Below are 24,818 nucleotides of genomic sequence, written 5' to 3'. Positions count from 1 at the left end.
TTTTCTTTTTATCTGCTTATAATCATCTTACAGATTTTATTTCCTTGGCCTGCAAATTTTTCCTCATACTCAGTCATTATATTCTCCTCACTTTCTTTTTCAGAGTGAAAATCAAAACTACAAAAATCCAACCTCCACTTTGAATCCTTAATAACCTTAAGTGAATACTCAAAAAGCCCCACATTATCGGTTTTAAACTCTATTACACCGTCAGATTTTAATATCCTGTCATATATATCCAAAAAGTATGGAGAAGTAAGTCTTCTGTCGGCATGCCTGTCCTTCGGCCATGGATCTGAAAAGTTCAAAAAGATCTTATCAGCTTCACCGGCCTCAAAAATCTCTGCAAGTTTTCTTGCATCTGCACATAAAAATCTTAGATTATCTATTGTTTTGTCCGCTTCAAGATTTCTCTTTCTTTGAACAGCTTTCATAAGGACACTCTCATATCTTTCAACACCTATAAAGTTGATATCAGGATGTTTTATTGCCATATTCCTTATAAACTGCCCCTTACCCATGCCTATCTCTATCTGTAGCGGTCTTCTTATATCAAAGATATTCTGTATTTTACCCTTTAGGGCAATTGCTTTATCCTCTCTGATACATTCCTTCGCATCAGTAATAAAGTCCTCACAGCCTTTTATATGTCTAAGTCTCATATCATATACTCCGTTTCCTATATAGCAATTTAGTATACAGTAAAAACATTAAAAAAAGCAACAGGCATTTACCTGTTGCTAAAAAAGTATATATTCTAAAACTATATTATTTACTGCTCCTGTGCTTCTCTCTTGCCAAGAGTAATACTTACAGTCTTCTCAACATACTTACCGCTGTCATCAAGTCTTTGAACTGTCAAATCGACTTTTCTGCCGCTCTCATAGTATGTAAGCATATTTTTGAGTTCTTCCATACTTCTTACGCTCTGTCCGTCAAACTTGGTGATGATATCCTTTGCTTTCAAATCTGAAGAGGCAGCAGCACCGCCTTCCACCACCTTGTATACATATATACCCTGCGGCATATCATAGGCTTTTGCCATTTCCTCATCAATATCCTTACCCTGTATACCGAGGTAGCCCTGATTCTCCTGTGCCACTACGGTTCTTGTTTCCTTACTTGAAAGTTCCTTTATAAGATCTTTTACAGTGGAAATAGGAATTGCATAGCCCATTCCCTCTACAGCAGTATCTGAATACTTTGCAGAGTTGATACCGATTACCTGACCCTGCATATTAAGAAGCGCACCGCCTGAGTTTCCCGGATTTATAGCCGCATCAGTCTGTAAGAGATTTTTTGAAGTACCGCCTTCAGTCTTTACCTCTCTGTTGAGTGCTGAAATATATCCTACCGTTACCGACTGACCATATCCAAGGGCATTTCCTATGGCCACAACACCTTGACCTACCTTAACGGAATCGCTGTCTCCGATATTTGCAATACTGATTCTTGATAAGGTATCCTCTCCCATATCGGAGAGTTTTACAGCCACTACAGCCACATCATTGTCGCTGTCACCACCCTTTACGGAAGCGGCGGCTTTCTTACCGTCTGTGAATTCAACCTCAAGACTGGTAGTATCGGCAATAACATGGTTATTTGTTACTATCAAAAGTTCACTGTCTGTCTTTCCGACTATAATACCTGAACCGCTTGACTGTGCCTCATAACTTTGCGGACCGAAGAAGCTGTTTTGTGTAACCTGCTCCTTTCCATAGATAGATACTACTGAAGGCATTGCCTTATCCACTATAGGTGACACATCAATACTTGAGAGATTAGTTGCAGGTGCCGCAGTACTCTCACTCTTAGTATTATCCTGATTTCCTATTACTATATCATCTACTTTTGTCTTTGCACCGGTTCCGACATAGCTGCTTGCAACATTGTTTACACCTACCATTACACCTCCGGCTACCAGACCGAATACTGCCGCACTTGCTACCAGACCGAATGCCCTGCCTACTTTTGATTTTTTTCGCTCTTTACTCTTACCCTTGCCTTTTTGAGGCTGTGTGGCAAAAGCCTGTGTTCGTACATTTTCTGACTGAGCTCCTCTATCAGTTTCTCCAAAACTTCCGCTATTGTCTGCATTATTTGTCTCCTTATTTATATTATTTTGTATATCCTGTGTTTTTTCTAAATCTACACCTGTATCTGCACTTGCATCTACACTTGCATTAGAAGCAAAACTTGATACGACTTGTTTTTCTGCACCATCTTCATTCTGTGTATTATCATAGGAAACGGCAGAACTTCCTTCATTTCTTGCTATATCTTCCGCCGCCTTTGCAAGGCTTTCACTATGTCTTCTTATAATGCTGTCTATATCCCTCGGTTCATCGTTTGAGCCTGTGTCATTTATATCGGCATCGTTTGTATTCTCTATACTTGCGTTAACTTCATTGTCAAATTCATCTCTATCAAATTCCATAATATCTTTGTACTAAATGTACTCTCCTTTCATTTATTTAAATAATCATCCCTATAGCAAGTATATTTGCCACAGTGTGATAAATTCTTTGCCGCCTTTACAATAAAAAAGCATCGGCAGCTTTCCTTTGATGGTTATAAGTCTACCAATGCTTTGTGTACACTTTGTGTACAAAATAAGTTTATTTTATGATTTTTATTATATTTTTTATTCCGGCCTAGGCTCCACTGTCTGTGTATTACCGACTACAGGCCCCCCGCTTGGCACTGAAGGCACAGTCTCTTCCTTGGGAGCCGTTGTAGCAGCAGGTATCGACTCCACTGTAGGCTCCTTTGTCACCTTTTCTTTTTCCTTAGTTGTCTGCTCCTCAGTGCTACGTGCAGTCTCACCCGGACCTATTGATTTTTTAGTCTGTTCTTCAGTAGTAGTTTCAGGAACAGTCTCACCCGGACCGTTCGGCTTCTTTTTCGGAGCTACAGTCTCGGTTTCACCTGTATTCCTCTTTGTATGAGGCTCTATTATCTCCACATTTGAACCCTTGTCAGCCTGTGTAGGTTCAGCCTGCTCTTCTACACTTGCCTTTGCCTTTGTACTCTTTTCTTTACGTTTGCCGTCTTTTTCTTCAGGCTGCATATAATACTTATTGCCGGCACCGTCTGTGTAGTAGTCCTCACCTTCATTTCTGTCTATCCAGACTGTCTCGCCGTTATCATCCAACCGGTAATATCTGCCATTATTATCTGTATAGACATCCACACTGTTGCTTTTTTGATTCTCTTCCTCTTTATTGGACTTCTTTTTGCTCTTAGTCTCATCTTCATCATCATAACTCTTATTTGACTTATATCCGCCACTTGTCTTTACACGTTTGACTTTATCACCGTCTTTGTAAAAACCTGTATCTTCTGAAATCCGCTCACTGTATGCCTTAACCTTTGCAGATGCCTCATAGCCTTCATCTCCGAAGAGATAACTGTGAAGCTTTACCACATTGCTCTCAAGATTTACCGGAACCACTATAAATCCCTTTGTTCCCATTGTCATATCATCTTTGTCAAACGGGAATCCCTGTGTATCTACAAGTTTATACTTTCCAAAATCATTGATTACATCCAGACCATCCTGCCATGTAAGGTTTGTAGCTACCATTGACAATACATTTCCAAGCAAATCATTGAGAGTTTTCGGATCAGCCTTCTTTGCCTTCTCAAAAGCCAGCTCAACCACTTTTCTCTGTCTTTCAGTCCTTTGGTAATCCGTATCCATATATCTAAGTCTTGCATAAGCTACAGCCTGCACACCGTCAAGATGCTGCATACCCGGTGCCTTAAGCTGTACAGAACCGATACCGGTTCCCTTTACAGTTTCTGTAATATATGAATTGATATATTTAAACTCAGGCTTTGTAACATCTATGTCCACACCGCCAAGGATATTTATAGCGGTTGCAACCGCTTTCCAGTTAAATGTGATATAGTCTGTGATATTGAGATCAAGGCTGTCATTCAGCATCTTTACAGCTCTTGCCGGACCGCCATAGCTGTAAGCATGTGTTGCTTTCTGGAAAGAATTCTTTCCTACATCAAGATATGTATCCCTGTATACGGAAACCAGTTTAATATTACCGCTTGATTGGTCTATCGAACAGATAATAATAACATCCGATCTGTTACCCTTGCCCACACTGCTGTCTCTTGAGTCCACTCCAAATACCGCAATATTCTTATACCCTCTCATCTCTGCCAGTTTCTTCTCGGACAGATCTGTATTTAGAACCTGTTCCACATCATAGTCAGGTCTTTGTATCTTAGAATATTGCTTAAGTGCATATGCGTATGCAAATATTACACCCAGTACGAAAACTTCCGCTATAAGCATTGTAAAGAAAAAAACAATCTTAGATTTTTTCTTTTTTTTAGGCTTCTTCTGATTATCTTCGCTCATTATATTCCTCCTGCTAATAAGCATTTTTATTTATAAATCCCTTAAATATTGTCAAAAACATTATCTTGAAATCAAAACCAAGAGTCCAATTTTCAATATAATATAAGTCATGGTCAATCCTTTTTTGTATGGAAGTATCTCCTCTAAAACCGTTGACCTGTGCCCAACCTGTAAGTCCCGGCCTTACCTGGTGTTTTATCATATAATGCGGTATCTCCTCCCTGAACTTTTCCACATAGAACGGTCTTTCCGGTCTGGGTCCGACAAGTGACATATTGCCGCTTAATATATTGAAAAACTGCGGCATTTCATCAATGCTTGTCTTTCTTATAAACCTGCCTACCGCTGTGACCCTCGGGTCATTGGGCGTAGTCCACTTTGACTTCTCCTCTGACGGCTTTTGAACAGCCATAGAGCGGAATTTATACATCTTGAAAGGCTTATTGTGTAAACCTACTCTTTCTTGAGCATATATTATCGGTCCACCGTCTGTCAGCTTTACAAGTATCGCGGTGACTATCATCACCGGTGAGAATACTATTATACCAAATAATGCCCCGAATATGTCAACAATTCTTTTTATATATGCATTATGAAGTTCTGTAAGCGGTACATGTCTTATATTTATAACAGGAAGCCCTTGCAAATCTTCTATATATGGAATTGTCGGTATAAAGTTGTTATAATCGGGTATAAACTTTGTATGCACACCCGATTTTTCACAGTCATTTACTATCGCCTCAAGATGCTCATACTCCTTTATACTAAGTGTAATGGCAATTTCATCCAGCACATTCATCTCAAGAATCATATGCAGATTTGATATTGTACCTATTACCTTAACCCCGTTGTAACAATATCCTCTTTCCTTGTGGTCATCTAAAATACCTCTAATATTGTAACCCCACTCAGGATTTTGCTTTACTCTGTCTATATAGCCTTCAGCCGCTCTGGAATATCCGATCAACAAGACATGCTTTTGATTGTAGCCCTTTGTCCTGATACTCATCAAAAAGCTTCTTATAAAGCCTCTTTCAAATACCATAAGTACATTTGTAAGAATATAAAAGATAATTACCAGCCTTCTTGAGAAGTGGTGCATATTCATATTCTTACCGCCAAGATACAGTGCCAAAGTAACTATCAAAACTCCGATGGTGTTGGCTCTGGAAATATTTGCTATCTCACTTCTTCTACCCGAAATTCTCTTAGGTGTATATAATTCAAAGAACTCATACAATATAAGAAATAAAGGTATTATAATAATCAACGCACTAAAGTACACCTGTGCCGACAGTGCCAGTATAGCATCATCATTGTAATACATTATAAGATAAGCTATCAAGTAGCTTATAAATATAACAAGGGCATCTAAGAGTACATGCAGCCTATTCAGCCTCTTTTGATTTTCTTTAATCATATATCGCTCCGTATCGCACTTTCAGTGTCCGATCTCTGCCTAAATTATTGTAAAACTCTACTTCAATTTTACAACTAAAAACAAAATCATTTATTACATTTTATTTAATCTTTAGTAACAGTTCTTAACCGGTATGCCTTTTTATAAATCTGTACACATACTCAAAGGTTCCGAATATAATTTCACCCTCTAAAGCCAATATATTTGATTTCTTTATCTCACCAAAATCTACTCTGTCACATTCTTTTAAATTCTTAAATCCTTCAATAAGTCCGCTGATATAATCTTTTATAAATCCCTTTTTTAAGAAAAATCCCATCTTTATAAATGTACCAAGTGCAATAGGCAAAATATTAAACCCTATCTGCAAGTTGGTCATATTCTTATATATAAGATAAATATTATTTCTTGCAGCCAGTCTTACCTTAAATGAATTGTACTTTGAACCTGATGTCGCACTTCCAAGGTGATATACCTTTGCATCAGGTTCAAAACCTATTATATATCCTTTCAGTCTTGCTCTGAAACTTAAGTCCATATCCTCAAGGTATGCAAAGTGCATCTCATCAAAGTAGCCGACTTCATCCAAGACACTTTTCCTATATATGCTTGCACCTGCACAGGCTGAAAATACAGCCCTTTTCTTTGTAAAATCACTTACTTTCTCTCCTACGCCTATCTGATATCCCCATCCAAGCAGTGAATATCCGTCACCGGCATCATCCACAAGTTCCTTATTATGTGCATTTATCATAAGCGGATTTACTGCAAATATCTTCTCCGACTTTTCTATTGCATTTACAAGTTTTTCCACATAGTCGCCAAAAACTTGTGTGTCATTGTTTAATAAAATAATATACTTGCTGTCGCTTGCAGCCAGACCGACATTCACGCCGCCTGCAAATCCGAGATTCTCATCTAAATATATTACCTTTACATTCAAATTTTTTTCATAACTTTCCAAATCTCTTAAATACTCTAAGGAATCATCACTTGAGCCGTTGTCAATCACCAGCACATCAAAGTTTTTATATGTCTGATATCTTAGAGATTCTATACATTCTCCAAGGAAGTCGGCACCATTGTAGTTCGGTATTATTATTGTTACTTTACTCATATTTCTCCCATACCTATAGGTATTTTTTCATCTTTTCATCAATAAAAGGCTCACCAATCTTTTCATGCAGCAAATCTCTAAGTGCAAAGTTTGACTTTCTAAGCGTAAGATTCGGATTGTAATACGGGTCACCCTTTGCCAAAATTTCAGACCATCTCTTCATAAATACGGCAGACTCTTTATTGAATCTTTCAATCTTTTCAGGGCTGTCCTCAAGTCCTCTTGACTTTGACTCATAGTGATAAAACAGTGCATAAGGATTGTAAACTACAAGATAGTTTTTTTCTCTTACCTTCATACAAAAATCAATATCATTAAAAGCCACCGCAAGTTCCTCACTGAAACCGCCCACTTCATTAAAAACAGATTTCTTTGTGATAAGTGCCGCCGCTGTTACGGCGGAATAATCCTGCAATGTAAGTGCTCTGTGAAAATAACTGTTTTCCACATCAGACAGACCTATGAAGGTATGACCCGCCACACCGCCGAATCCGACCACCACTCCTGCATGCTGTATGGTATCATCATTGTAAAGCAGTCTGGCACCCACTATTCCCACATCTTTTCTAAAAGCATACCACATCATCTCCTCAATAGAAGTTGGATTTATCATTTCAATATCATTATTTAAAAAGAAAAGATACTCACCGCTTGCATAGCCTACACCGAAGTTATTGATAAGTGAGTAGTTAAACTCCCTATCCCAAAAAACCACTTTCACATTGTCAAATTCCTTTTGAATCTTTTCATAGTAATCAAAAGTTTTTTTCTCTGTAGAATTGTTCTCCACCACAATAAACTCAAGATTTTTATAAGTGCTTTTTGTCATTATAGAACGAACGGCAAGGTCAAGGTCATCACTGTGATCCTTGTTCGGGATAATAATTGACAAAAGCGGCTGCTCTTTCATAATAAAATATTTATGATAGATACCGTAGTCAACCCCTTTTTCTATTTTCTCTACAGGTAAAGAATTGCCCGTTCTCTCTATATGTGCCTTTATCGCCCTTGCACCCGCCTCAAATGCATACAACTTACTTTGAGGATTGGATGCTGTAGAGTTCATATGACATCTCCAATGATACAGCACCTTCGGTATATGCACAATCTTTTTTGCATTTTCAGTCACTCTGAAAATAAAGTCATAATCCTGTGCCCCGTCATATGCCTCATCAAACATTCCGGCTATATCCACAAGTTCTTTCTTTACTACAAAAAGATGACAGATATAGTTTACACTCTCAAGCATATCAATGTTGAAGTCCGGTTTAAAATGTGGGTCAAACAGTGAACCGCCATCCATATCAAGTTTATCCTCATCAGAATATAAACAATCGCAATCTGTTTCATTTATTGCCCTTGCACATTCATACAGTGCATTTAGTGTTATCACATCATCATGGTCTGCAAGGACTATATAGTCACCGGTTGCCATTTTAAGTGCCTCATTGGTATTGCCTGCAATCCCAAGATTTTTCCCGAGCTTTTTATACTTTATCTTACTTCCGGTATTTTTTTCTTCAATATATTTTTTTACAAATTCCTCTTTATCCTTGCCGTTTTCAGAGCCGTCTGCCAGACAGACTTCAAAGTTTTGATAAGTTTGATTTATTATAGAGTCAAGCAGCTCGCCAAGAAAATTGTCGGGTGTTGAAAAAAGCGGTACCACTATTGAAAATAACGGTGAGTACTTAAAAACAGCTCTTCTTTGTGCATCCAGCTCTTCCTTAGTCGGTTTGGTTTTCTCATACCACTCGGCATACTCGTAGTCATTGTCCATACCCTGAATCTTGCTCTTTGACTTTCTGATAAGTGCAGTCAATCCATGTTTTTTCAGAAAATTAAATGCCACCCTTACAGTCTCCATATTGCAAAGGTCCTTTAACTTCTCCATCCTCTTATAAGCAACACTTGAACGTTTATATATCAGTTCTTCATTATATTTTATTTTCTTTTTTTGCTTGTCAACTGCTATTTCAATATAGTAGTCATCACCCCTTTTGTAGTCAAACTTTATATCAAAGCCATAGTCCTCATCATATACTTTGCCAAAATATGTCTGACTTACATCATCTCTTCTGGTCTTTACATATTTGAACTCGATACTTTCCATTTTACTGTTATAGACATGAAAAGAGGGCTGTGAAGTGGGCTTCTTACCCACAACCCAACCGTTTAAAGTAATATAGTTCTCACGTATACGAACATAATCCACCTTATATTTCATAAAGTATTTTCCTTTTATTCTTCAAAATTAATTCTTTCTTCTTCCACTACAAGCGGTCTTTTCATCACTCTTTGGTTTATGGTCATTATATATTCTCCGACAAGTCCTATAAAAAATATCTGTATGGAACCTAAAAAAAGCATACCTATAAGAATGGGTGCCATCCCTGCCGGAAATCTGTCCCAATATAATAACTTCATAATCAGATACATTACCGCTATTATCATAGATAAACCGGAGAGTATAATACCTGCAAAAGTTGCAAGACGAAGTCCTACCTTCGTATATGCGGTAAATGAAAGCATCGCCGCATCATAAAGCTTATACAAATTATTGCTTGTCTTTCCGGCTCTCCTTTGCGGCTGGTCATATGGAATCTCTTTTCTTCTGAATCCAAGTTCCGCCACTATTCCTCTAAGAAAAGGTACAGGGTCGTCAAGCTCTCTCATCACATTAATAAATGCCTTGTCATACAGTCCGAAGCCTGTGAAATGCTCTATCTGCTCCACCTCGGAAAGCTTCTTTATCATTCTATAGTAAAGACTTCTTAAGTGATACATTATCTTATTTTCCTGACTGGTTTTTTTAATTCCGATAGCTATCTTATAGCCGTCTTCCCATGCCTGCACATACTTGGGTATCATTTCCACCGGATCCTGAAAATCCGCCGCCATCAAAACAGTCGCATCTCCGGTACTTTGTAACATTCCATAGTATGGAGAGTTGAATTGTCCGAAGTTTTTTGCATTGAATATCCCCTTTATATCCTTATCATTCCTGCAAAGCTCTCTTATCAATTCTCTTGTTCCGTCTTTTGAATCATTGTCAATAAAAATAATCTCGTATTTGTAGGAAGAAAGATTATTTTTGAATATCTCTCTTATGGCATTTGCCATAGGTACCACATTTTCTTCTTCATTAAAGCATGGTACCACTATACTTATTTTTTTCATTCTACCATCCTGTAAGTATCATCGTCTTTATGACATCATTACCCTTATCTTTCATAAGCTGTAATGCCTCCACCACATTCTCAAATCCGTTGAATGTATGTGTAATCATTTTCTCAGGTACAAATCTTTTATACTTCACCATAGCTAAGAGTCTTTCCATCCTGACTCTGCCGCCCTTTCCAAGCTCCATATATATGCTCTTACCCGACATGCCTCTTCCGGAAGAAAACTTCGGTATTTCCATACTTCCGTCTCCTGTAAACAGTTTCAGATTTACAACCTTTCCGACACCATATCTTACCATATCTATAGCATCTGAAAAAGTCCTGTCATTACCTCCGGCAATTATTACCACATCCGCACCTTTACCGGTTGTAGCTTTAAGGACATATTCCACTATATTGTGTTCTTTGTATGATACTACTTCACTTGCACCATACTCATATGCAAGAGGAATACTTGCCCTTCTGCTGCCTACTGCAATGATTCCGCCTGCACCGCGAAGTGCGGCTCCACATATAGCCATCAGTCCCACTCCGCCTGTACCGAGTACTACTACGGTATCTCCAAAATTTACCCTTTCGGCACCTGTAAATCCTGTGGTCGCCATATCTGTACACATAAGTCCGTTTCCAAGACTTACTCCTTCGGGCAGCCTTGCTAAATTCAAATCCGCATCGGCTACTTCAAACTCTCTTGCAAAGACTCCCGGAGTACTTCTGCCTAAAGCATTTGCACTGAAGTTTGCTCCTGCATGTAAGAAGTTACCGTCCTGTATATCCTTGTCATGAAAATTCGGAGTCATGGAAGGAACCGCCACTATATCTCCTTCTTTAAAATCCTTAACCTTTTCACCTGTCTTTATTACCCTTGCCACCGCTTCATGTCCCAGAATAAGGTTGTCCGGCTTCTTTGCCCCCGAACCGTATACAGTATTTACATCTGATGTGCATACCGATACCGCCACCGGAGTCAATACTGCATTGTATGGACTGCCAAGCACCGGCTTAGGTAAATCTATAATCTCTGCTCTGTTTCTTTCTATTAGTGCAAACGCTTCCATTTCTTCTCCCTGTTCTTTTTGTATTCCTGTCAAATTGATATCATTTTGCTGCACTTATAATCCTACAATCCAAACACTATTATTATATATCCTAAACACTAATGTAACAATAGCAAGAATACAAACAAAAATGCTTAGGCCGGTACCAAGAATAATTCTTTCGGTACCGGCCTAAGCTTCTTTTCACAACCTAAATTTTAATTATCTTTTGTCTCCTACAAAAAATACCGCCACTGTTTCAGGACCTGTGTGTGCACCTATTATATGACCTATCTCTTTTACTTCAACATTCCCCTTTAGATTTGGGAATCTGGCCTCAAGCATACTTGCCAGCTTTACAGCTTCTTTTTCCGAATCAGAATGACTGATAAAACATTTTCCTGTATATCTCTTACCGTCAACTGCCTGAACTTCCATTCTGGAAACAATAGCTTCCATAGTCTTTTTCTTTGTTTTCACCTTCTCAATCACAATCGGCTTTCCTTCACCGTCCACACACATAAGCGGACAGAAGTTAAGTGACTTGCCTATTTTATATGTAAAGTTGGCTAATCTGTCTTCTTTCAGATAGGTGGTCAAATCAGTTGAAAAAAACCAATGATTGATATACTTTTTTGAATTCTCCGCATAGAGCTTCAGTCTTTCAATAGGCATTCCCTCATCTCTTTTGTCTGCTAAAATATCAATCAACAGACCCATACCTGCCGATGCGGACAAAGAGTCTACTACATATAACTGTCTTTCAGGATATTCCCCCTTCAGTTCCTTCACTGCTGCCATCGCGGCCTGATACGAATCGGATATACTTGATGAAAGACAAATATGTAATACATCTTTACCGTCTTCCAAAAACTTCTTAAAGTATTCCTTGTAATCTGCCATGTCGATTTGACTTGTTGTCGGATTTATACCGTTTCTCATCTTCTCATAGAAATCCGATAAAGGCACGCCCTCTTCCATACTTTCATCATATGTCTGTCCTTCAATACAGTATGTATTGTCAATATGATGAATATCCCTACCAGAGTAATACCCGTTAGTCATATCTGCGGTGGAGCTGCATGATAAAATATAGTCCTCCATGACTATACCTCCTAACGTTTTTTTGTAATCTAACCAAATGAATTTAATACCGAAGTATTCTTTACGTCCATTAAAAATACCTCAATATAAGGATCGGTTTATCCTTTTTATGTCTTGCATATCAAGTTAATCTACTGTTAATTTTTGCAAATTCCCATGCATCTATATAATAGCATACTTTTAAGCTATTTTTCAATATTTTATTATTTGATTTATATTTTTTATGCGATTTTTTATTTGTAAAAACTTTTTAAAAAAGATATTTTCGCTATATATATATTATTATTATATATAATTGTATATAATGATGTTTTTTAGAGTCAAAAACAGGCTTTATATTTCACAATAAAGCCCGTTTAAAATTCAGTTTGACAGAGTATCAATCAAAGATTGTAAAGCCTCAAGACTTCCATTATCTCTGATTTTATAAAAAAGATGCTCCAATGTTTTTTTCTCACCGATTCTTGCTATTTCTTTCTCAAGGCTCTTTGTAGCATCAGAAAAAACCTTCCAATTTTCCTGAAATAATTCCCATTTTAAGAATTTTTCAACACCTTCTTTAACCATCTCGTTTGCTTTTTCAATACTTAATTTTTTCTTTTCATTGTTCTCCACCGCATATTTTTTCATATCATCCATACTGTAATAAGATGCCCCGTCTAAACTTCCTATTCTCTCATCAATATCACATGGTACTGCCAGATCTACAAATATCTTTTTGCTTTCAGTATCCCAATTATCTTTTATATGTTCCTTAGTCAATGTAAAATGCGGTCCACCGGTTGCGGAAATAATCACATCTGCATCCTTTATATATTGATATCTGTCATTGTACTCTATTATACTTATTCTATCTCTGACATTTGGAGACATATCTATATTGTGGCTTCTTTTTGTAACATAGATGTGTGAAAAATCATAGCTTAGTGCATTCTTCAGCACAATATTTCCTATCTTACCTGAAGCACCTATTATAAGCAGCTTCTTACCCTCAAATCCTGATAATTCATCCTTTGCCACTCTTAGTGCAAGTGTTGCAGTCGATACTCCCGACTTTGAAATAAGTGTCTCCGTTTTTATTTTCTTTGCTTCTGTGACTGCATCTCTAAATAATGTATTCAGATACAGATGTGCTGTATTACATTCTCTTGCAAACTCTATAGTATCCTTTACCTGACCCAGTATCTGATCCTCACCGATAAGCATTGAATCAAGCCCTGCGCTTACTTTGTAGAGATGACTTACCGCACCTCTTTTCGTATAGCACAGTATATAATCTCTCAAATGTTCTATATCCATACCGATAATATCTTCACAATTTTTCAAAATAAGGCTTATCAGTGTATTTGTATTCTCTTTGTGTGTACTTATATATATCTCTGTTCTGTTACAGGTAACAAGTATTGCCGCTTCGTCTATAGGCTCTTCATCACATAAAGCTGAAAGCAGCCTTTTCTTTTCCTCATCTCCAAAAGCAAAGTACTCTCTTATCTTTTGTGGAGTATTCTTAAAGCTTAGACTTAGAAGTAAAATCATTCTACTCCCCCGAACTTTTTTATTACCTCAAGTGTATTTTTTATATCTTCACTGTCATGTGCATCTGATATAAAAACGGCTTCAAACTGGCTTGGCGCAATATATATTCCGTTTTCTCTAAGGAAACTGTAATAACTTGCATATTCATCAAGATCACAACTAAGCACATCCTTATAACAGCTTACAATTTTTGAAGTGAAGAATACAGACATCAAAGAACCTACTCTGTTTATATGCACTCTTTTTGTATCTGCATTCATTATCTTTTCAATGCCGTCTGCAAGAGTTTTTGCACTCTCATCTATATGTTTATAAATTTCCTGATGTTCAAAAAGTACTTCAAGTGTAGCAATACCTGCCGCAGTGGCTATAGGATTGCCGCTAAGTGTGCCTGCCTGATATACATTACCCAAAGGACTGATACATGCCATAATCTCTTTTCTGCCGCCATAGGCTGCAAGAGGCATACCGCCACCTACTATCTTACCTACCGTGACAATATCAGGCTCTATATTGTAGTACTCACAGGCACCGCCCTTTGCCAACCTGAATCCTGTAATAACCTCATCAAATATTAAAAGTGAATCATTTTCTTTTGTGATTTTTCTCAAAAATTCAAGAAAACCTTCCTTTGGAGGAATTACACCCATATTTGCGGCTACAGGCTCTACAATAACTGCGGCAATCTTTCCCTTATACTTATCAAATAATGCACTTACACTGTCACTGTCATTAAACTCCGCTACCAAAGTATTCTTTGCATAGTCATTCGGTACACCTGCGCTTGAAGAAATCGCCTCAGTAAGTACACCGCTTCCCGCAATTACCAAAAGTCCGTCAGAATGACCATGATAGCATCCTGTAAATTTCAAAATCAAATCCTTTTTTGTATACCCTCTTGCAAGTCTGACAGCACTCATAGTCGCTTCAGTGCCTGAATTTACAAGCCTTACCTGCTCCATAGCAGGCATTGCCTCATTTATCATCTCAGCCAAGATATATTCCTTTTTTGTAGGAGCTCCAAAGCTTAGACCCTTTTTCAATGCTTTTTTTACCTTTTCCAATACAACAGGATAGGCATGACCCAGTATTGCAGGACCCCATGAACATACATAATCTATATATTCATTGCCGTCCGCATCATATATCTTTGAGCCAAGAGCCGATTTTATAAAAACCGGGTCACAGTGTACCGCCCTTGCAGCACGAACGGGAGAGTTTACCCCTCCCGGAATATATTTCTTTGATAATTCAAAATATTTTTCTGATTTTTTATAATTTCTTGATTGCATCTATTATTCCCTCTACATCATATTGTTTTGCTGTAATTATTTTTTCTATATTTAATTTCAGAAGTGCCTTTGTAGTCACAGGCCCTATAGAAACCACCCTGCCGTTAAGTACTGAATCATCTTCAATCATCTCAACCAGAGCCTTTGCGGCACTTGCACTTGCTACCACTACATAGTCAAAACTTTCTATATTCCTGTTCAGTTCAAACTTTTTTCTGTAGTCAATAACCGTATCATAAATAGGAATATCACTGAAACCGATACCTGCACTTTTTAGTCCATTTGGCAAAACATCACTTCCAAGCTTTGCCCTGAGCATAAGGACCTTACTGCTTTTATCAAGCTGCGGCAAAATCTCATCCAAGAAACTTTTTGAATCAAACCTGCTTGGAATAAAATCCGGATTTATCCCATATTTATTCAAAGCTTCACCGCTTCCGCTGCCTATAACACAAATCTTCTTATTATAAAGACTTCTAATATCAATACCATATTTTTTTATCTGTTCAAAAAATATATTTACACCGTTTGAGCTGGTAAATAAAATATGTGTGGAATTATTAAGCTCACATTCAAGCCTGTCCTTTCCAATCTCTATTTCCTTAGTAGCAATCAGACTCATCTCACATATATTAGCTCCTACCTCCTTAAATCTTGGTGTCATTTTTTCCGCAGACAATCTTGTAGCGGTCAAAAGTATATTTTTACCTGAAAGCGGCAATCTGTATTTATTAAAGAATGACAAATTCTTCTTGCATACATCCCCTACCACAATCAATGCAGGAGAAACTATATTTTCTTTTTTGGCAATCTCTTCCATATTGCCAAGTTCACCTCTAAAAACTCTTTGATTATATCTTGTACCGTTTTCTACAACAGCCGCTTTAGTAAAAGGGTTCATACCGTTTGAGAGCAGTCCGTTTACTATAACAGACAGATTTGATATTCCCATCAAAAAAACAAGGCTGCCGTCCAGTTTGACAATATTTTTAAAATCAAGGTCAAGCACTTCTCCTTTTTTTTTGTGTCCTGTAAAGACATGAAATGATGTCGCCTCACCTCTAAATGTAACAGGTATTCCTGCATACCCAAGACCTGCATAAAAAGAGCTTACTCCATGCACTATCTCAAAATCAATATTTCTTTCTATAAGATATTGTGCCTCTTCTCCGCCTCTGCCAAAAATATAAGGGTCGCCCCCCTTTAATCTGACTACATATTCTCCGGCCCCGGCATGCCATGCAACAGTCTCATTTATTTCATCCTGAGTCATATAATGATCCCCTGATATCTTACCGGCATAGATAAGCTTGGCCGTAAGTCTTGCTTTATTTAATATTGTAGGATTTATCAAATTGTCATATACCAAAACATCTGCATTTTCTATACATTCAAGTGCCTTTAATGTAAGCAATTTTTCATCTCCGGGCCCCACACCTACAAGTGAAACCCTTTTTACCTCTTTATTTAACATTTTTCCTCTTAAGTTTGTTTGCCGTATTCTCAACCATGTCAAAAAGTCCTTTACTGTCACTATATGCAATTTGATATTTACCTTCAAAGTAGGCTTTTATACTGTAATTGTCCCTGTCCTTTTTTATATATATACCTGCACTTGTATGACAGTCGGCCTCCAATACACTCAGATACTTTCTTTCTGCATTAAATAAAATATTGCAGTCCTCATCCTGTATCTTTTTTAAAACTTCAGATATATAATCAGACGCATACTGTCCGCAAAGTATTCCCTGTGCAGGTGCCGGCAGTATATCGGTTTCCTTTATATCTGTTATATTGACTTTTTGTAAAATCTTATCACACTCACCTGCACAATTTGTATCGGCTAAAAGTCTGTCAAGTCCTGCCCTTGCCAAGATAACACCGTCTGTATCACCTGAAAATATCTTACCGATTCTGGTAAGCACATTTCCTCTTATCGGTACTATTTTTATATTATGATTCAAAAGCATTGCCTGTTCGGATCTTCTCTTTGAGCTTGTACCTATTCTAAATCCGCGTGGCAAATCTTTTATCTGCAAATCAACAGGGCAATCGTTTTTTACAACCAGCACATCTCTTACAGCACCTCTTTTCAGTACAGGCATAAGCTTAAGTCTATTGTCGAACTCAAGAGGCAAGTCTTTAGCTGAATGTATTGCCAAATCTATATCTCCTTTTATAAGCGCTTCTTCAAGTTCCTTTGTAAACAGCCCCTTTCCGCCTATTTCCTGTAATGAGATATCAAGTCTTTTATCTCCTATGGTATTCATGGGAACATATTCTATTTTTATATGGGGGAAGCTGTTCTTTACAGCATCCCCCACCAACTTAGTCTGTGCAAGTGCCAAAGCACTCTTTCTGGTACCAATCCTTATTATTTCCTTATGAAACATAACTTGCCTCATCAGCATGTTTTAGTATAAGCCTTCTCACAAAATCATATTCACCAAGTCCTTTAAGTTCAAAGTCCACATTCTTGTTCATATCTTCAAGTATGGTCTTAAAGCTGTCATTATCACCTGCCATATCATTTTTTGCATGGTCACCTGCCACTATCATAAACGGTGACAAATGTAGTGTATTATAGCTTGAAAGCTGTGGCAATACATCTTCAATATATGGATATCCCTCTACACAAGCTATATAAATATCATCTCTGCCATGCTCTACAAATCTATTTCTAAGTAACTCATATATTTTATTGGACTCATGCTCGGAACCATGTCCCATCAAAAGATATGCCTCACCCTCTTTACTTTCATAAATTGAGTCAAGCTGTTTTATAATATATTCAAAGTCCTCATTGCTTTCAAGAAGTGCATTACCCATTCTTATCCTTGAAAATTTATCCTTATAACAAGCGACTGCTTCCTTGACTTTATTATTTTCAATGCCGTCCATAATATGAGTACTTATAATGAGCAAGTCCTCAATTTCAAGCTTGATTGCCTCCTCAAGTGCCTCTTTAATATCATTGATATGTAAATTATATCTCTTTTTTAACTTTGCCCTTATCTTATCACTGGTCCATGCACTTAAGATAATACTGTCTTTATATGTATCCTTAATATCATTTTCTATTACATCTATTGTCTTTTTTCTTGTATCGTCATGTGTTGTTCCGAAACTTGCAACTATTACTCCCCTTTTCAACCTATTACCCCCTTATCTATACATTTTGCCAATTCTTTTGCATAGTATGTGATATAGATATCAGCCCCTGCTCTAAATGCCGACACTGCCATCTCACACATTATTTTCTCCTCGTCTATAAAACCGTTCTTTGCCGCCGACTTCACCATAGCATACTCACCGCTTACAGAATAGGCCGCTACCGGAATATCTGTGATTTCTTTTACCTTGGCCACCACATCCAAAAAGCTCATAGCCGGCTTTACCATAACTATATCCGCACCCTCCGCTACATCATCATAAACTTCCTTTATAGCCTCTCTTATATTATGCACATCCATCTGATAGGTTTTTCTGTCTCCAAATGCAGGTGCTGAATCTGCCGCAACTCTAAAGGGACCGTAGAATGCCGAAGCATATTTTGCAGAATATGACATTATAGGGATATTTTTATAGCCGTTTGCATCAAGCAATTTTCTAATCTCACTTACTCTGCCATCCATCATATCTGAAGGTGCCACCATATCGGCACCCGCCTCCACCTGTGAGAGTGCAATCTTTGCCAGATATTTTATAGTACTGTCATTGTCAATATCATTGCCTTTTAATATTCCGCAATGTCCATGTGAAGTATACTCACACATACACACATCACCTATAATATATACTTCAGGATAGTTTTTCTTTATATATCTGATTGCTTCCTGTACAATACCATGGTCATGATATGCTTCGCTTCCCGACTCATCTTTATGCCCCGGTATACCGAACAATATTACAGACTTCACCCCTGATTCAAGCAATTCTTTTATAACATTGTCACATCTGTCTATACTCATACGGTATTGCCCGGGCATGGACTCTATCTCTTCAAAGATATTCTCTCCCTCTTCAAAAAACATAGGATAAATAAGAGAATCCTTGCTTATTCTGGTTTCTCTTACCATATTTCTGATATTTGAATTTGCCCTTAGTCTTCTGGTTCTAAACATGTTTCTCCTCTTACAATAATCACATCAGTCAAATTTTTCCGCATTCGGATCTTCTTCAAGTTCTTTCTTACATCGGGTAACCACTTCTTTTATATTATATCTGATTTCACTTGCAACTCTTCTTGCAAGTCTATGATTGCTGCCGGATGAAGTCACTCCTATTACCATCTCTTCTTCCGTCACAATACCCGGAAAGTAGAAATCGCAGTTTTTATAGTTTGATGCATCATTTACCATAATACCGGCTCTATTACAGTCCCAAACAATCTTCTCATTGAGTTCCTTATTATCTGTAGCAGCTATCACATAGTCCACATCCTCAACATCCATGCTGTCATAAGCTCTCTCTTTTAAGATAAGCTTATCATCCTGCTGGTCCATGATAGTTGCAGCTATAGTCTTTGCCACAACTATTATCTTACATCCAAACTCCTTAAGCTTTAAGATTCTTCTGACTGCTATATTGCCTGCTCCAACTACTAAAAATGTCTTCTCGTTTATATCAATAAACAACGGGAAATACTTTGCCATATTCGCCTCCTCTATAAAAACTGTTCTGCCTTGTGGCAAAAAAATACTTCCTATATTATAACATATTCTAATATATAATTGAGTATAATAACAAATAAAATAGGACTCCCAAATGAGAGCCCGTTTTTTATGAAGGTATTATAAATTACCTAGTATCTGAAGATACATCACTGTATAACCGATATAATACCGTTAATTACTATTGGCGGTCTAAATAAACCTATGTTTACTTTTGACCTTAATCACAGATTACTCAATGATAGATGCAACTCTACCTGAACCTACTGTTCTACCACCCTCACGGATAGCGAATCTAAGACCCTGCTCACAAGCAACAGGATGGATAAGCTCGATAGTCATCTCTACGTTATCACCCGGCATGCACATCTCTGTTCCGGCAGGAAGGTTGCAAACACCTGTAATATCTGTTGTTCTGAAGTAGAACTGTGGACGATAGTTGTTAAAGAAAGGTGTATGACGTCCACCCTCATCCTTTGTAAGTACGTAAACCTGAGCTGTAAACTTCTTATGACATGTTACAGAACCCGGCTTAGCAAGAACCTGACCTCTTTCGATCTCTGTTCTCTGAACACCTCTAAGAAGTGCACCGATGTTATCACCTGCCTGAGCCTGATCAAGAAGCTTTCTGAACATCTCGATACCTGTAACAACAGTTGACTTCTTATCCTCATGGATACCAAGGATCTCTACTGTATCGTTAAGGTTAAGTGTACCTCTCTCTACTCTACCTGTAGCAACTGTACCACGACCTGTGATTGTAAATACGTCCTCGATTGGCATAAGGAAAGGCTTATCTGTATCTCTCTCAGGATCAGGAATGTAGCTGTCAACAGCATCCATAAGATCCATGATCTTGTCACCCCAAGGTCCCATCGGATCCTCAAGAGCCTTAAGAGCTGAACCCTGAATAATAGGTGTATCATCACCAGGGAACTCATACTCGTTAAGAAGATCTCTGATCTCCATCTCTACAAGCTCAAGAAGCTCCTCATCATCAACCATATCACACTTGTTCATAAATACCACGATATATGGAACACCTACCTGTCTTGAAAGAAGGATATGCTCTCTTGTCTGAGCCATAACACCGTCTGTAGCTGCAACAACAAGGATAGCACCGTCCATCTGTGCAGCACCTGTGATCATGTTCTTTACATAGTCGGCGTGTCCCGGACAGTCAACATGTGCGTAATGTCTCTTAGCTGTCTCATACTCAATATGAGCTGTTGAGATTGTGATACCTCTCTCTTTCTCCTCAGGAGCCTTATCAATCTTATCAAAGTCTACAATCTTATTTGTCTCTGAAGGGAATCTTGTTGCAAGAACCTTAGAGATAGCTGCTGTAAGAGTTGTTTTACCGTGATCTACGTGTCCGATTGTACCAATGTTAGCATGAGGCTTTGTTCTATCAAATTTTGCTTTTGCCATTGTTAATTCCTCCTTGAATTAAACTTAAATTAATAGTAAATTTTGTTATATTATATAGTATCAGCTGATATTTTGCAAGTTAATATGCTTATATCTTAGCTTTATTATTTCTTATCATTAAGAACTTTTTCCTGAACAGACTTTGGAACCTGCTCATATTTTTCAAAGAACATTGAGTAGTTTCCACGACCCTGTGTTCTTGAACGAAGGTCTGTTGAGTATCCGAACATCTCTGAAAGCGGAACGAATGCATTTACCTGCTTACCGCTTGGTATATCCTCCATACCCTCTATACGACCTCTTCTTGAGTTGATATCACCTATAACATCACCCATATATTCCTCAGGCATTGTAACTTCAACCTTCATAATAGGCTCAAGAAGTACAGGTCCCGCCTTACTCATAGCATCCTTGAATGCCATAGAACCTGCGATATGGAATGCCATTTCTGATGAATCTACTTCATGGTATGAACCGTCATATACATTTGCATGTACACCAAGTACCGGGAATCCTCCAAGAATACCTGACTTTGTAGCCTCCTCAATACCTTCGCCGACAGCCGGAATATATTCCTTAGGAATAGCACCGCCGACAACAGTTGACTCAAACTTAAATGTCTCTTCTCCGTTCGGATCCATAGGTTCAAACTTAACTTTACAGTGACCGTACTGACCGCGACCGCCTGACTGTCTTGCATACTTGGAATCAACATCAACAGCCTTGGTAAATGTTTCTTTGTAAGCAACCTGTGGTGCACCTACATTTGCTTCTACATTAAACTCTCTAAGAAGTCTGTCTACAATGATCTCAAGGTGAAGCTCACCCATACCTGATATGATGGTCTGTCCTGTTTCGCCATCTGTCTTAACTCTGAATGTCGGATCCTCTTCAGCCAATTTTGCAAGAGCATCTATCATCTTTGTCTGACCTGCCTTTGTCTTCGGCTCGATAGCGATATCGATAACAGGCTCAGGGAATTCCATTGACTCAAGGATTACAGGATGTTGCTCATCACAAATTGTATCACCTGTAGTTGTAAGCTTAAAGCCTACGGCCGCCGCAATATCTCCTGAATAAACCTTGTCAATCTCCGTTCTCTTATTTGCATGCATCTGAAGGATACGACCGACTCTCTCCTTCTTGCTCTTTGTAGCATTAAGTACATATGAACCGGCGTTAAGTGTTCCGGAATAAACTCTGAAATATGCAAGTTTTCCTACAAAAGGATCTGTCATAATCTTAAATGCAAGAGCTGAGAAAGGCTCCTCATCTGAAGCATGTCTTTCAACTTCATTTCCGTCAAGGTCAACACCCTTTATTGAAGGGATATCAAGCGGTGAAGGCATGAACTCAACAATAGCATCAATAAGCTTTTGCACACCCTTATTGCGATAAGCCGTACCGCAACATACAGGTATTGCCCTGTTCTCACAAGTTCCTTTTCTAAGTGCCGCCTTAAGCTGCTCAACTGAAGGCTCCTCACCCTCAAGATACATCATTGTAAGGTCATCATCAAGCTCACAAATCTTCTCAACAAGCTCACCATGATATAATTCAGCCTCGTCCTTTACCTCGTCAGGTATATCAACGATTGAAATATCATCACCCTTGTCATCATTGTAGATATAAGCTTTCATCTCAAAGAGATCTACAATTCCCTTAAAATCGTCTTCTTTTCCGATTGGAATCTGAAGCATAATTGTATTTTTTCCAAGTCTTGTATGAATCTGTTCAACTGCTGCATAATAGTCGGCACCCATAACATCCATCTTATTGATAAATGCCATTCTCGGTACATGATATGTATCTGCCTGTCTCCATACATTCTCAGACTGCGGTTCTACACCTTCTTTTGCAGAGAACACACCGACAGCACCGTCAAGTACACGAAGTGATCTCTCCACCTCTACAGTAAAGTCAACGTGTCCCGGAGTATCGATAATATTTATACGATTTTCCTTCTCACCTGGCTTTACTTTGTTAAATTCCTGTAATGTCCAGTGGCATGTTGTAGCGGCTGAAGTAATTGTAATACCTCTTTCCGCTTCCTGTGCCATCCAGTCCATTGTAGCGGTACCCTCATGGGTATCACCAATCTTATAATTTACACCAGTATAATATAGGATACGCTCAGTAAGTGTGGTTTTACCGGCATCTATATGAGCCATGATACCAATATTTCTGGTTCTCTCCAACGGATATTCTCTTCCAGCCAATTGGTTTCCTCCTATTAGAATCTATAATGAGCAAATGCCTTGTTAGCCTCTGCCATCTTATGCATATCTTCTTTTCTCTTTACTGCGGCGCCTGTATTGTTTGCCGCATCCATTATCTCATTTGCAAGACGATCAATCTGTGTCTTCTCGCCTCTTTTTCTTGAAAAGAATGTAAGCCATCTAAGAGCAAGAGCCTGTCTTCTCTCCGGTCTTACCTCGATAGGAACCTGATATGTGGCTCCACCGATTCTTCTCGCCTTTACCTCAAGTACAGGCATGATATTGTTCATAGCTTCCTCAAAAACCTCTACAGGATCCTTTCCTGTTTTGTCGGAAACCTTATCAAATGCTCCGTACACAATCTTTTGTGCAACACCCTTCTTACCGTCCAACATGATAGTGTTTACAAGCTTTGTAACTACCTTGTTATTGTATAAAGGATCTGCCAATACATCTCTTTTTAGTGTATGTCCTTTACGTGGCACGTTTCTTCCCTCCTTAATATTCAATTAGATCTTTGGTACTCGCTTACTGCGTCCTCGTGCCTATATTTTTTGCAACCAACAAAAAATCCGGCACTGTCTAATTATGAAAGTTTTTTTACTTTCTTCTGAATTCTAAAGACTGTTTATATCTTCAGTTATTATTTTTTATCTTTCGGTCTCTTAGCTCCGTACTTTGAACGAGCTTGTTTTCTGTTAGCGACACCCGCAGTATCTAATGTACCACGAATAATATGGTATCTTGTACCCGGCAAGTCCTTTACTCTACCTCCACGGATAAGCACAACGCTATGCTCCTGAAGGTTATGTCCCTCTCCCGGGATATAGCTTGTTACTTCGATTCCGTTAGAAAGACGAACTCTGGCAATCTTACGAAGAGCTGAGTTAGGCTTCTTAGGTGTTGCAGTCTTAACAGCTGTACATACTCCTCTTTTTTGCGGTGAAGAGATATCTGTTGACCTCTTATGAAGTGAGTTGAATCCCTTCTGAAGAGCAGGAGCTGTTGACTTTCTTTCTGAAGTCTGTCTGCCTTTTCTAACTAACTGGTTAAATGTTGGCATTCCTTTTTCCTCCTTTTTTATTGGTTGCTTACATTTATTTTTGTCTGTGAATACTGTTGCATATTCACTTTGTGTAAATATCATCGCCTACTTACACAGTATTTAATACTACTAAAATAAGAGGCTGTTGTCAATACTATTCATGCCTGTAATTCTGACAGTTTTCTTACAAGATATATGATCCGCTCTTTGACACTTGGTATCTGAAAATGCCTGTAAAGCCTTATAAATAAAGGATTTATAAGGTCAAATTTCTTTATGTACTGTTGTATTATATAAAAAAATGTGGCTAAGCCTTGCAGATTACAAGGCTTAGCCACTTTCCCGTTTCAAAACCGATACAGATGGATTATACTGTAA

General features: G+C 38.2%; 20 protein-coding genes. All 20 read right to left on the bottom strand.

The window, feature by feature from the left end; translation table 11 throughout:
* Positions 1–8: 8 nt before the first annotated feature.
* Positions 9–662 carry a tRNA (guanosine(46)-N7)-methyltransferase TrmB gene (gene trmB / locus HMPREF0381_RS01415; RefSeq protein WP_008750072.1) on the bottom strand — a complete coding sequence of 218 codons (654 nt, stop codon included), beginning with the start codon at positions 660–662 and terminating at the stop codon, positions 9–11.
* A gap of 110 nt (positions 663–772) precedes the next feature.
* The gene (locus HMPREF0381_RS01410; RefSeq protein WP_008750071.1) at positions 773–2,437 is read right to left on the bottom strand and encodes a S1C family serine protease; all 1,665 of its coding nucleotides are present in this window, start codon (positions 2,435–2,437) and stop codon (positions 773–775) included.
* A 207-nt stretch (positions 2,438–2,644) separates the two neighbouring features.
* Positions 2,645–4,381 carry an LCP family protein gene (locus HMPREF0381_RS01405; RefSeq protein ID WP_040461016.1) on the bottom strand — a complete coding sequence of 579 codons (1,737 nt, stop codon included), beginning with the start codon at positions 4,379–4,381 and terminating at the stop codon, positions 2,645–2,647.
* Between the two features lie 13 nt (positions 4,382–4,394).
* On the bottom strand, positions 4,395–5,801 hold the full coding sequence (locus HMPREF0381_RS01400) for an undecaprenyl-phosphate glucose phosphotransferase (RefSeq protein WP_008750068.1): 1,407 nt from the start codon (positions 5,799–5,801) through the stop codon (positions 4,395–4,397).
* A gap of 124 nt (positions 5,802–5,925) precedes the next feature.
* Positions 5,926–6,918 (bottom strand): glycosyltransferase family 2 protein, encoded by a 993-nt coding sequence (locus HMPREF0381_RS01395; protein WP_008750067.1) that lies wholly within the window; start codon positions 6,916–6,918, stop codon positions 5,926–5,928.
* 13 nt (positions 6,919–6,931) lie between these two features.
* Positions 6,932–9,145: a glycosyltransferase family 2 protein gene (locus tag HMPREF0381_RS01390; RefSeq protein ID WP_008750066.1), complete on the bottom strand. Its 2,214-nt coding sequence runs from the start codon at positions 9,143–9,145 to the stop codon at positions 6,932–6,934.
* 14 nt (positions 9,146–9,159) lie between these two features.
* The gene (locus HMPREF0381_RS01385) at positions 9,160–10,098 is read right to left on the bottom strand and encodes a glycosyltransferase family 2 protein (protein WP_008750065.1); all 939 of its coding nucleotides are present in this window, start codon (positions 10,096–10,098) and stop codon (positions 9,160–9,162) included.
* A gap of 1 nt (position 10,099) precedes the next feature.
* Positions 10,100–11,161, bottom strand: coding sequence for a zinc-binding dehydrogenase (locus tag HMPREF0381_RS01380; protein ID WP_040461613.1), 1,062 nt, complete (start codon positions 11,159–11,161; stop codon positions 10,100–10,102).
* A 201-nt stretch (positions 11,162–11,362) separates the two neighbouring features.
* Positions 11,363–12,244, bottom strand: coding sequence for a DegV family protein (locus tag HMPREF0381_RS01375; RefSeq protein ID WP_008750063.1), 882 nt, complete (start codon positions 12,242–12,244; stop codon positions 11,363–11,365).
* A 363-nt stretch (positions 12,245–12,607) separates the two neighbouring features.
* The gene (hemA, locus tag HMPREF0381_RS01370; protein ID WP_008750062.1) at positions 12,608–13,780 is read right to left on the bottom strand and encodes a glutamyl-tRNA reductase; all 1,173 of its coding nucleotides are present in this window, start codon (positions 13,778–13,780) and stop codon (positions 12,608–12,610) included.
* Positions 13,777–15,072 (bottom strand): glutamate-1-semialdehyde 2,1-aminomutase, encoded by a 1,296-nt coding sequence (gene hemL / locus HMPREF0381_RS01365; protein WP_008750061.1) that lies wholly within the window; start codon positions 15,070–15,072, stop codon positions 13,777–13,779. The genes hemA and hemL overlap by 4 nt, the downstream gene beginning before the upstream one ends.
* Entirely contained in the window at positions 15,053–16,546 is a 1,494-nt protein-coding gene (gene cobA / locus HMPREF0381_RS01360; RefSeq protein ID WP_008750060.1) for a uroporphyrinogen-III C-methyltransferase, read from the bottom strand. The genes hemL and cobA overlap by 20 nt, the downstream gene beginning before the upstream one ends.
* Positions 16,536–17,465 carry a hydroxymethylbilane synthase gene (hemC, locus tag HMPREF0381_RS01355; protein WP_008750059.1) on the bottom strand — a complete coding sequence of 310 codons (930 nt, stop codon included), beginning with the start codon at positions 17,463–17,465 and terminating at the stop codon, positions 16,536–16,538. Before hemC ends, cobA begins: the two co-directional genes overlap by 11 nt.
* Positions 17,455–18,225: a sirohydrochlorin cobaltochelatase gene (locus HMPREF0381_RS01350; RefSeq protein ID WP_008750058.1), complete on the bottom strand. Its 771-nt coding sequence runs from the start codon at positions 18,223–18,225 to the stop codon at positions 17,455–17,457. The genes hemC and HMPREF0381_RS01350 overlap by 11 nt, the downstream gene beginning before the upstream one ends.
* Complete coding sequence (gene hemB / locus HMPREF0381_RS01345; protein WP_008750057.1) at positions 18,222–19,196, bottom strand: porphobilinogen synthase; 975 nt, start codon at positions 19,194–19,196, stop codon at positions 18,222–18,224. Before hemB ends, HMPREF0381_RS01350 begins: the two co-directional genes overlap by 4 nt.
* A 24-nt stretch (positions 19,197–19,220) precedes the next feature.
* A complete protein-coding gene (locus HMPREF0381_RS01340) occupies positions 19,221–19,727 on the bottom strand; it encodes a precorrin-2 dehydrogenase/sirohydrochlorin ferrochelatase family protein (RefSeq protein ID WP_040461015.1) in 507 nt (168 codons plus the stop codon).
* 249 nt (positions 19,728–19,976) lie between these two features.
* Positions 19,977–21,176, bottom strand: coding sequence for an elongation factor Tu (gene tuf / locus HMPREF0381_RS01335; RefSeq protein ID WP_008750055.1), 1,200 nt, complete (start codon positions 21,174–21,176; stop codon positions 19,977–19,979).
* A 104-nt stretch (positions 21,177–21,280) separates the two neighbouring features.
* Positions 21,281–23,395: an elongation factor G gene (gene fusA / locus HMPREF0381_RS01330; RefSeq protein ID WP_008750054.1), complete on the bottom strand. Its 2,115-nt coding sequence runs from the start codon at positions 23,393–23,395 to the stop codon at positions 21,281–21,283.
* A 14-nt stretch (positions 23,396–23,409) separates the two neighbouring features.
* Positions 23,410–23,880 carry a 30S ribosomal protein S7 gene (gene rpsG, locus HMPREF0381_RS01325; RefSeq protein WP_007594900.1) on the bottom strand — a complete coding sequence of 157 codons (471 nt, stop codon included), beginning with the start codon at positions 23,878–23,880 and terminating at the stop codon, positions 23,410–23,412.
* Between the two features lie 158 nt (positions 23,881–24,038).
* The gene (gene rpsL, locus HMPREF0381_RS01320) at positions 24,039–24,458 is read right to left on the bottom strand and encodes a 30S ribosomal protein S12 (RefSeq protein ID WP_008753923.1); all 420 of its coding nucleotides are present in this window, start codon (positions 24,456–24,458) and stop codon (positions 24,039–24,041) included.
* Between the last annotated feature and the right edge of the window lie 360 nt (positions 24,459–24,818).

This window comes from Lachnoanaerobaculum saburreum DSM 3986, from assembly GCF_000185385.1.
Lineage (GTDB): Bacteria > Bacillota > Clostridia > Lachnospirales > Lachnospiraceae > Lachnoanaerobaculum > Lachnoanaerobaculum saburreum.
The sequence above is the reverse complement of the archived record's forward strand: the minus strand, read 5'-3'. Positions and strand labels throughout refer to the sequence as shown.

What these genes read in the sequence shown, in the direction of transcription:
- trmB (WP_008750072.1), bottom strand. Translation starts at nt 662, where the DNA reads ATGAGACTTAGACATATAAAAGGCTGTGAGGACTTTATTACTGATGCG.
- HMPREF0381_RS01410 (WP_008750071.1), bottom strand. Translation starts at nt 2,437, where the DNA reads ATGGAATTTGATAGAGATGAATTTGACAATGAAGTTAACGCAAGTATA.
- HMPREF0381_RS01405 (WP_040461016.1), bottom strand. Translation starts at nt 4,381, where the DNA reads ATGAGCGAAGATAATCAGAAGAAGCCTAAAAAAAAGAAAAAATCTAAG.
- HMPREF0381_RS01400 (WP_008750068.1), bottom strand. Translation starts at nt 5,801, where the DNA reads ATGATTAAAGAAAATCAAAAGAGGCTGAATAGGCTGCATGTACTCTTA.
- HMPREF0381_RS01395 (WP_008750067.1), bottom strand. Translation starts at nt 6,918, where the DNA reads ATGAGTAAAGTAACAATAATAATACCGAACTACAATGGTGCCGACTTC.
- HMPREF0381_RS01390 (WP_008750066.1), bottom strand. Translation starts at nt 9,145, where the DNA reads ATGAAATATAAGGTGGATTATGTTCGTATACGTGAGAACTATATTACT.
- HMPREF0381_RS01385 (WP_008750065.1), bottom strand. Translation starts at nt 10,098, where the DNA reads ATGAAAAAAATAAGTATAGTGGTACCATGCTTTAATGAAGAAGAAAAT.
- HMPREF0381_RS01380 (WP_040461613.1), bottom strand. Translation starts at nt 11,161, where the DNA reads ATGGAAGCGTTTGCACTAATAGAAAGAAACAGAGCAGAGATTATAGAT.
- HMPREF0381_RS01375 (WP_008750063.1), bottom strand. Translation starts at nt 12,244, where the DNA reads ATGGAGGACTATATTTTATCATGCAGCTCCACCGCAGATATGACTAAC.
- hemA (WP_008750062.1), bottom strand. Translation starts at nt 13,780, where the DNA reads ATGATTTTACTTCTAAGTCTAAGCTTTAAGAATACTCCACAAAAGATA.
- hemL (WP_008750061.1), bottom strand. Translation starts at nt 15,072, where the DNA reads ATGCAATCAAGAAATTATAAAAAATCAGAAAAATATTTTGAATTATCA.
- cobA (WP_008750060.1), bottom strand. Translation starts at nt 16,546, where the DNA reads ATGTTAAATAAAGAGGTAAAAAGGGTTTCACTTGTAGGTGTGGGGCCC.
- hemC (WP_008750059.1), bottom strand. Translation starts at nt 17,465, where the DNA reads ATGTTTCATAAGGAAATAATAAGGATTGGTACCAGAAAGAGTGCTTTG.
- hemB (WP_008750057.1), bottom strand. Translation starts at nt 19,196, where the DNA reads ATGTTTAGAACCAGAAGACTAAGGGCAAATTCAAATATCAGAAATATG.
- HMPREF0381_RS01340 (WP_040461015.1), bottom strand. Translation starts at nt 19,727, where the DNA reads ATGGCAAAGTATTTCCCGTTGTTTATTGATATAAACGAGAAGACATTT.
- tuf (WP_008750055.1), bottom strand. Translation starts at nt 21,176, where the DNA reads ATGGCAAAAGCAAAATTTGATAGAACAAAGCCTCATGCTAACATTGGT.
- rpsL (WP_008753923.1), bottom strand. Translation starts at nt 24,458, where the DNA reads ATGCCAACATTTAACCAGTTAGTTAGAAAAGGCAGACAGACTTCAGAA.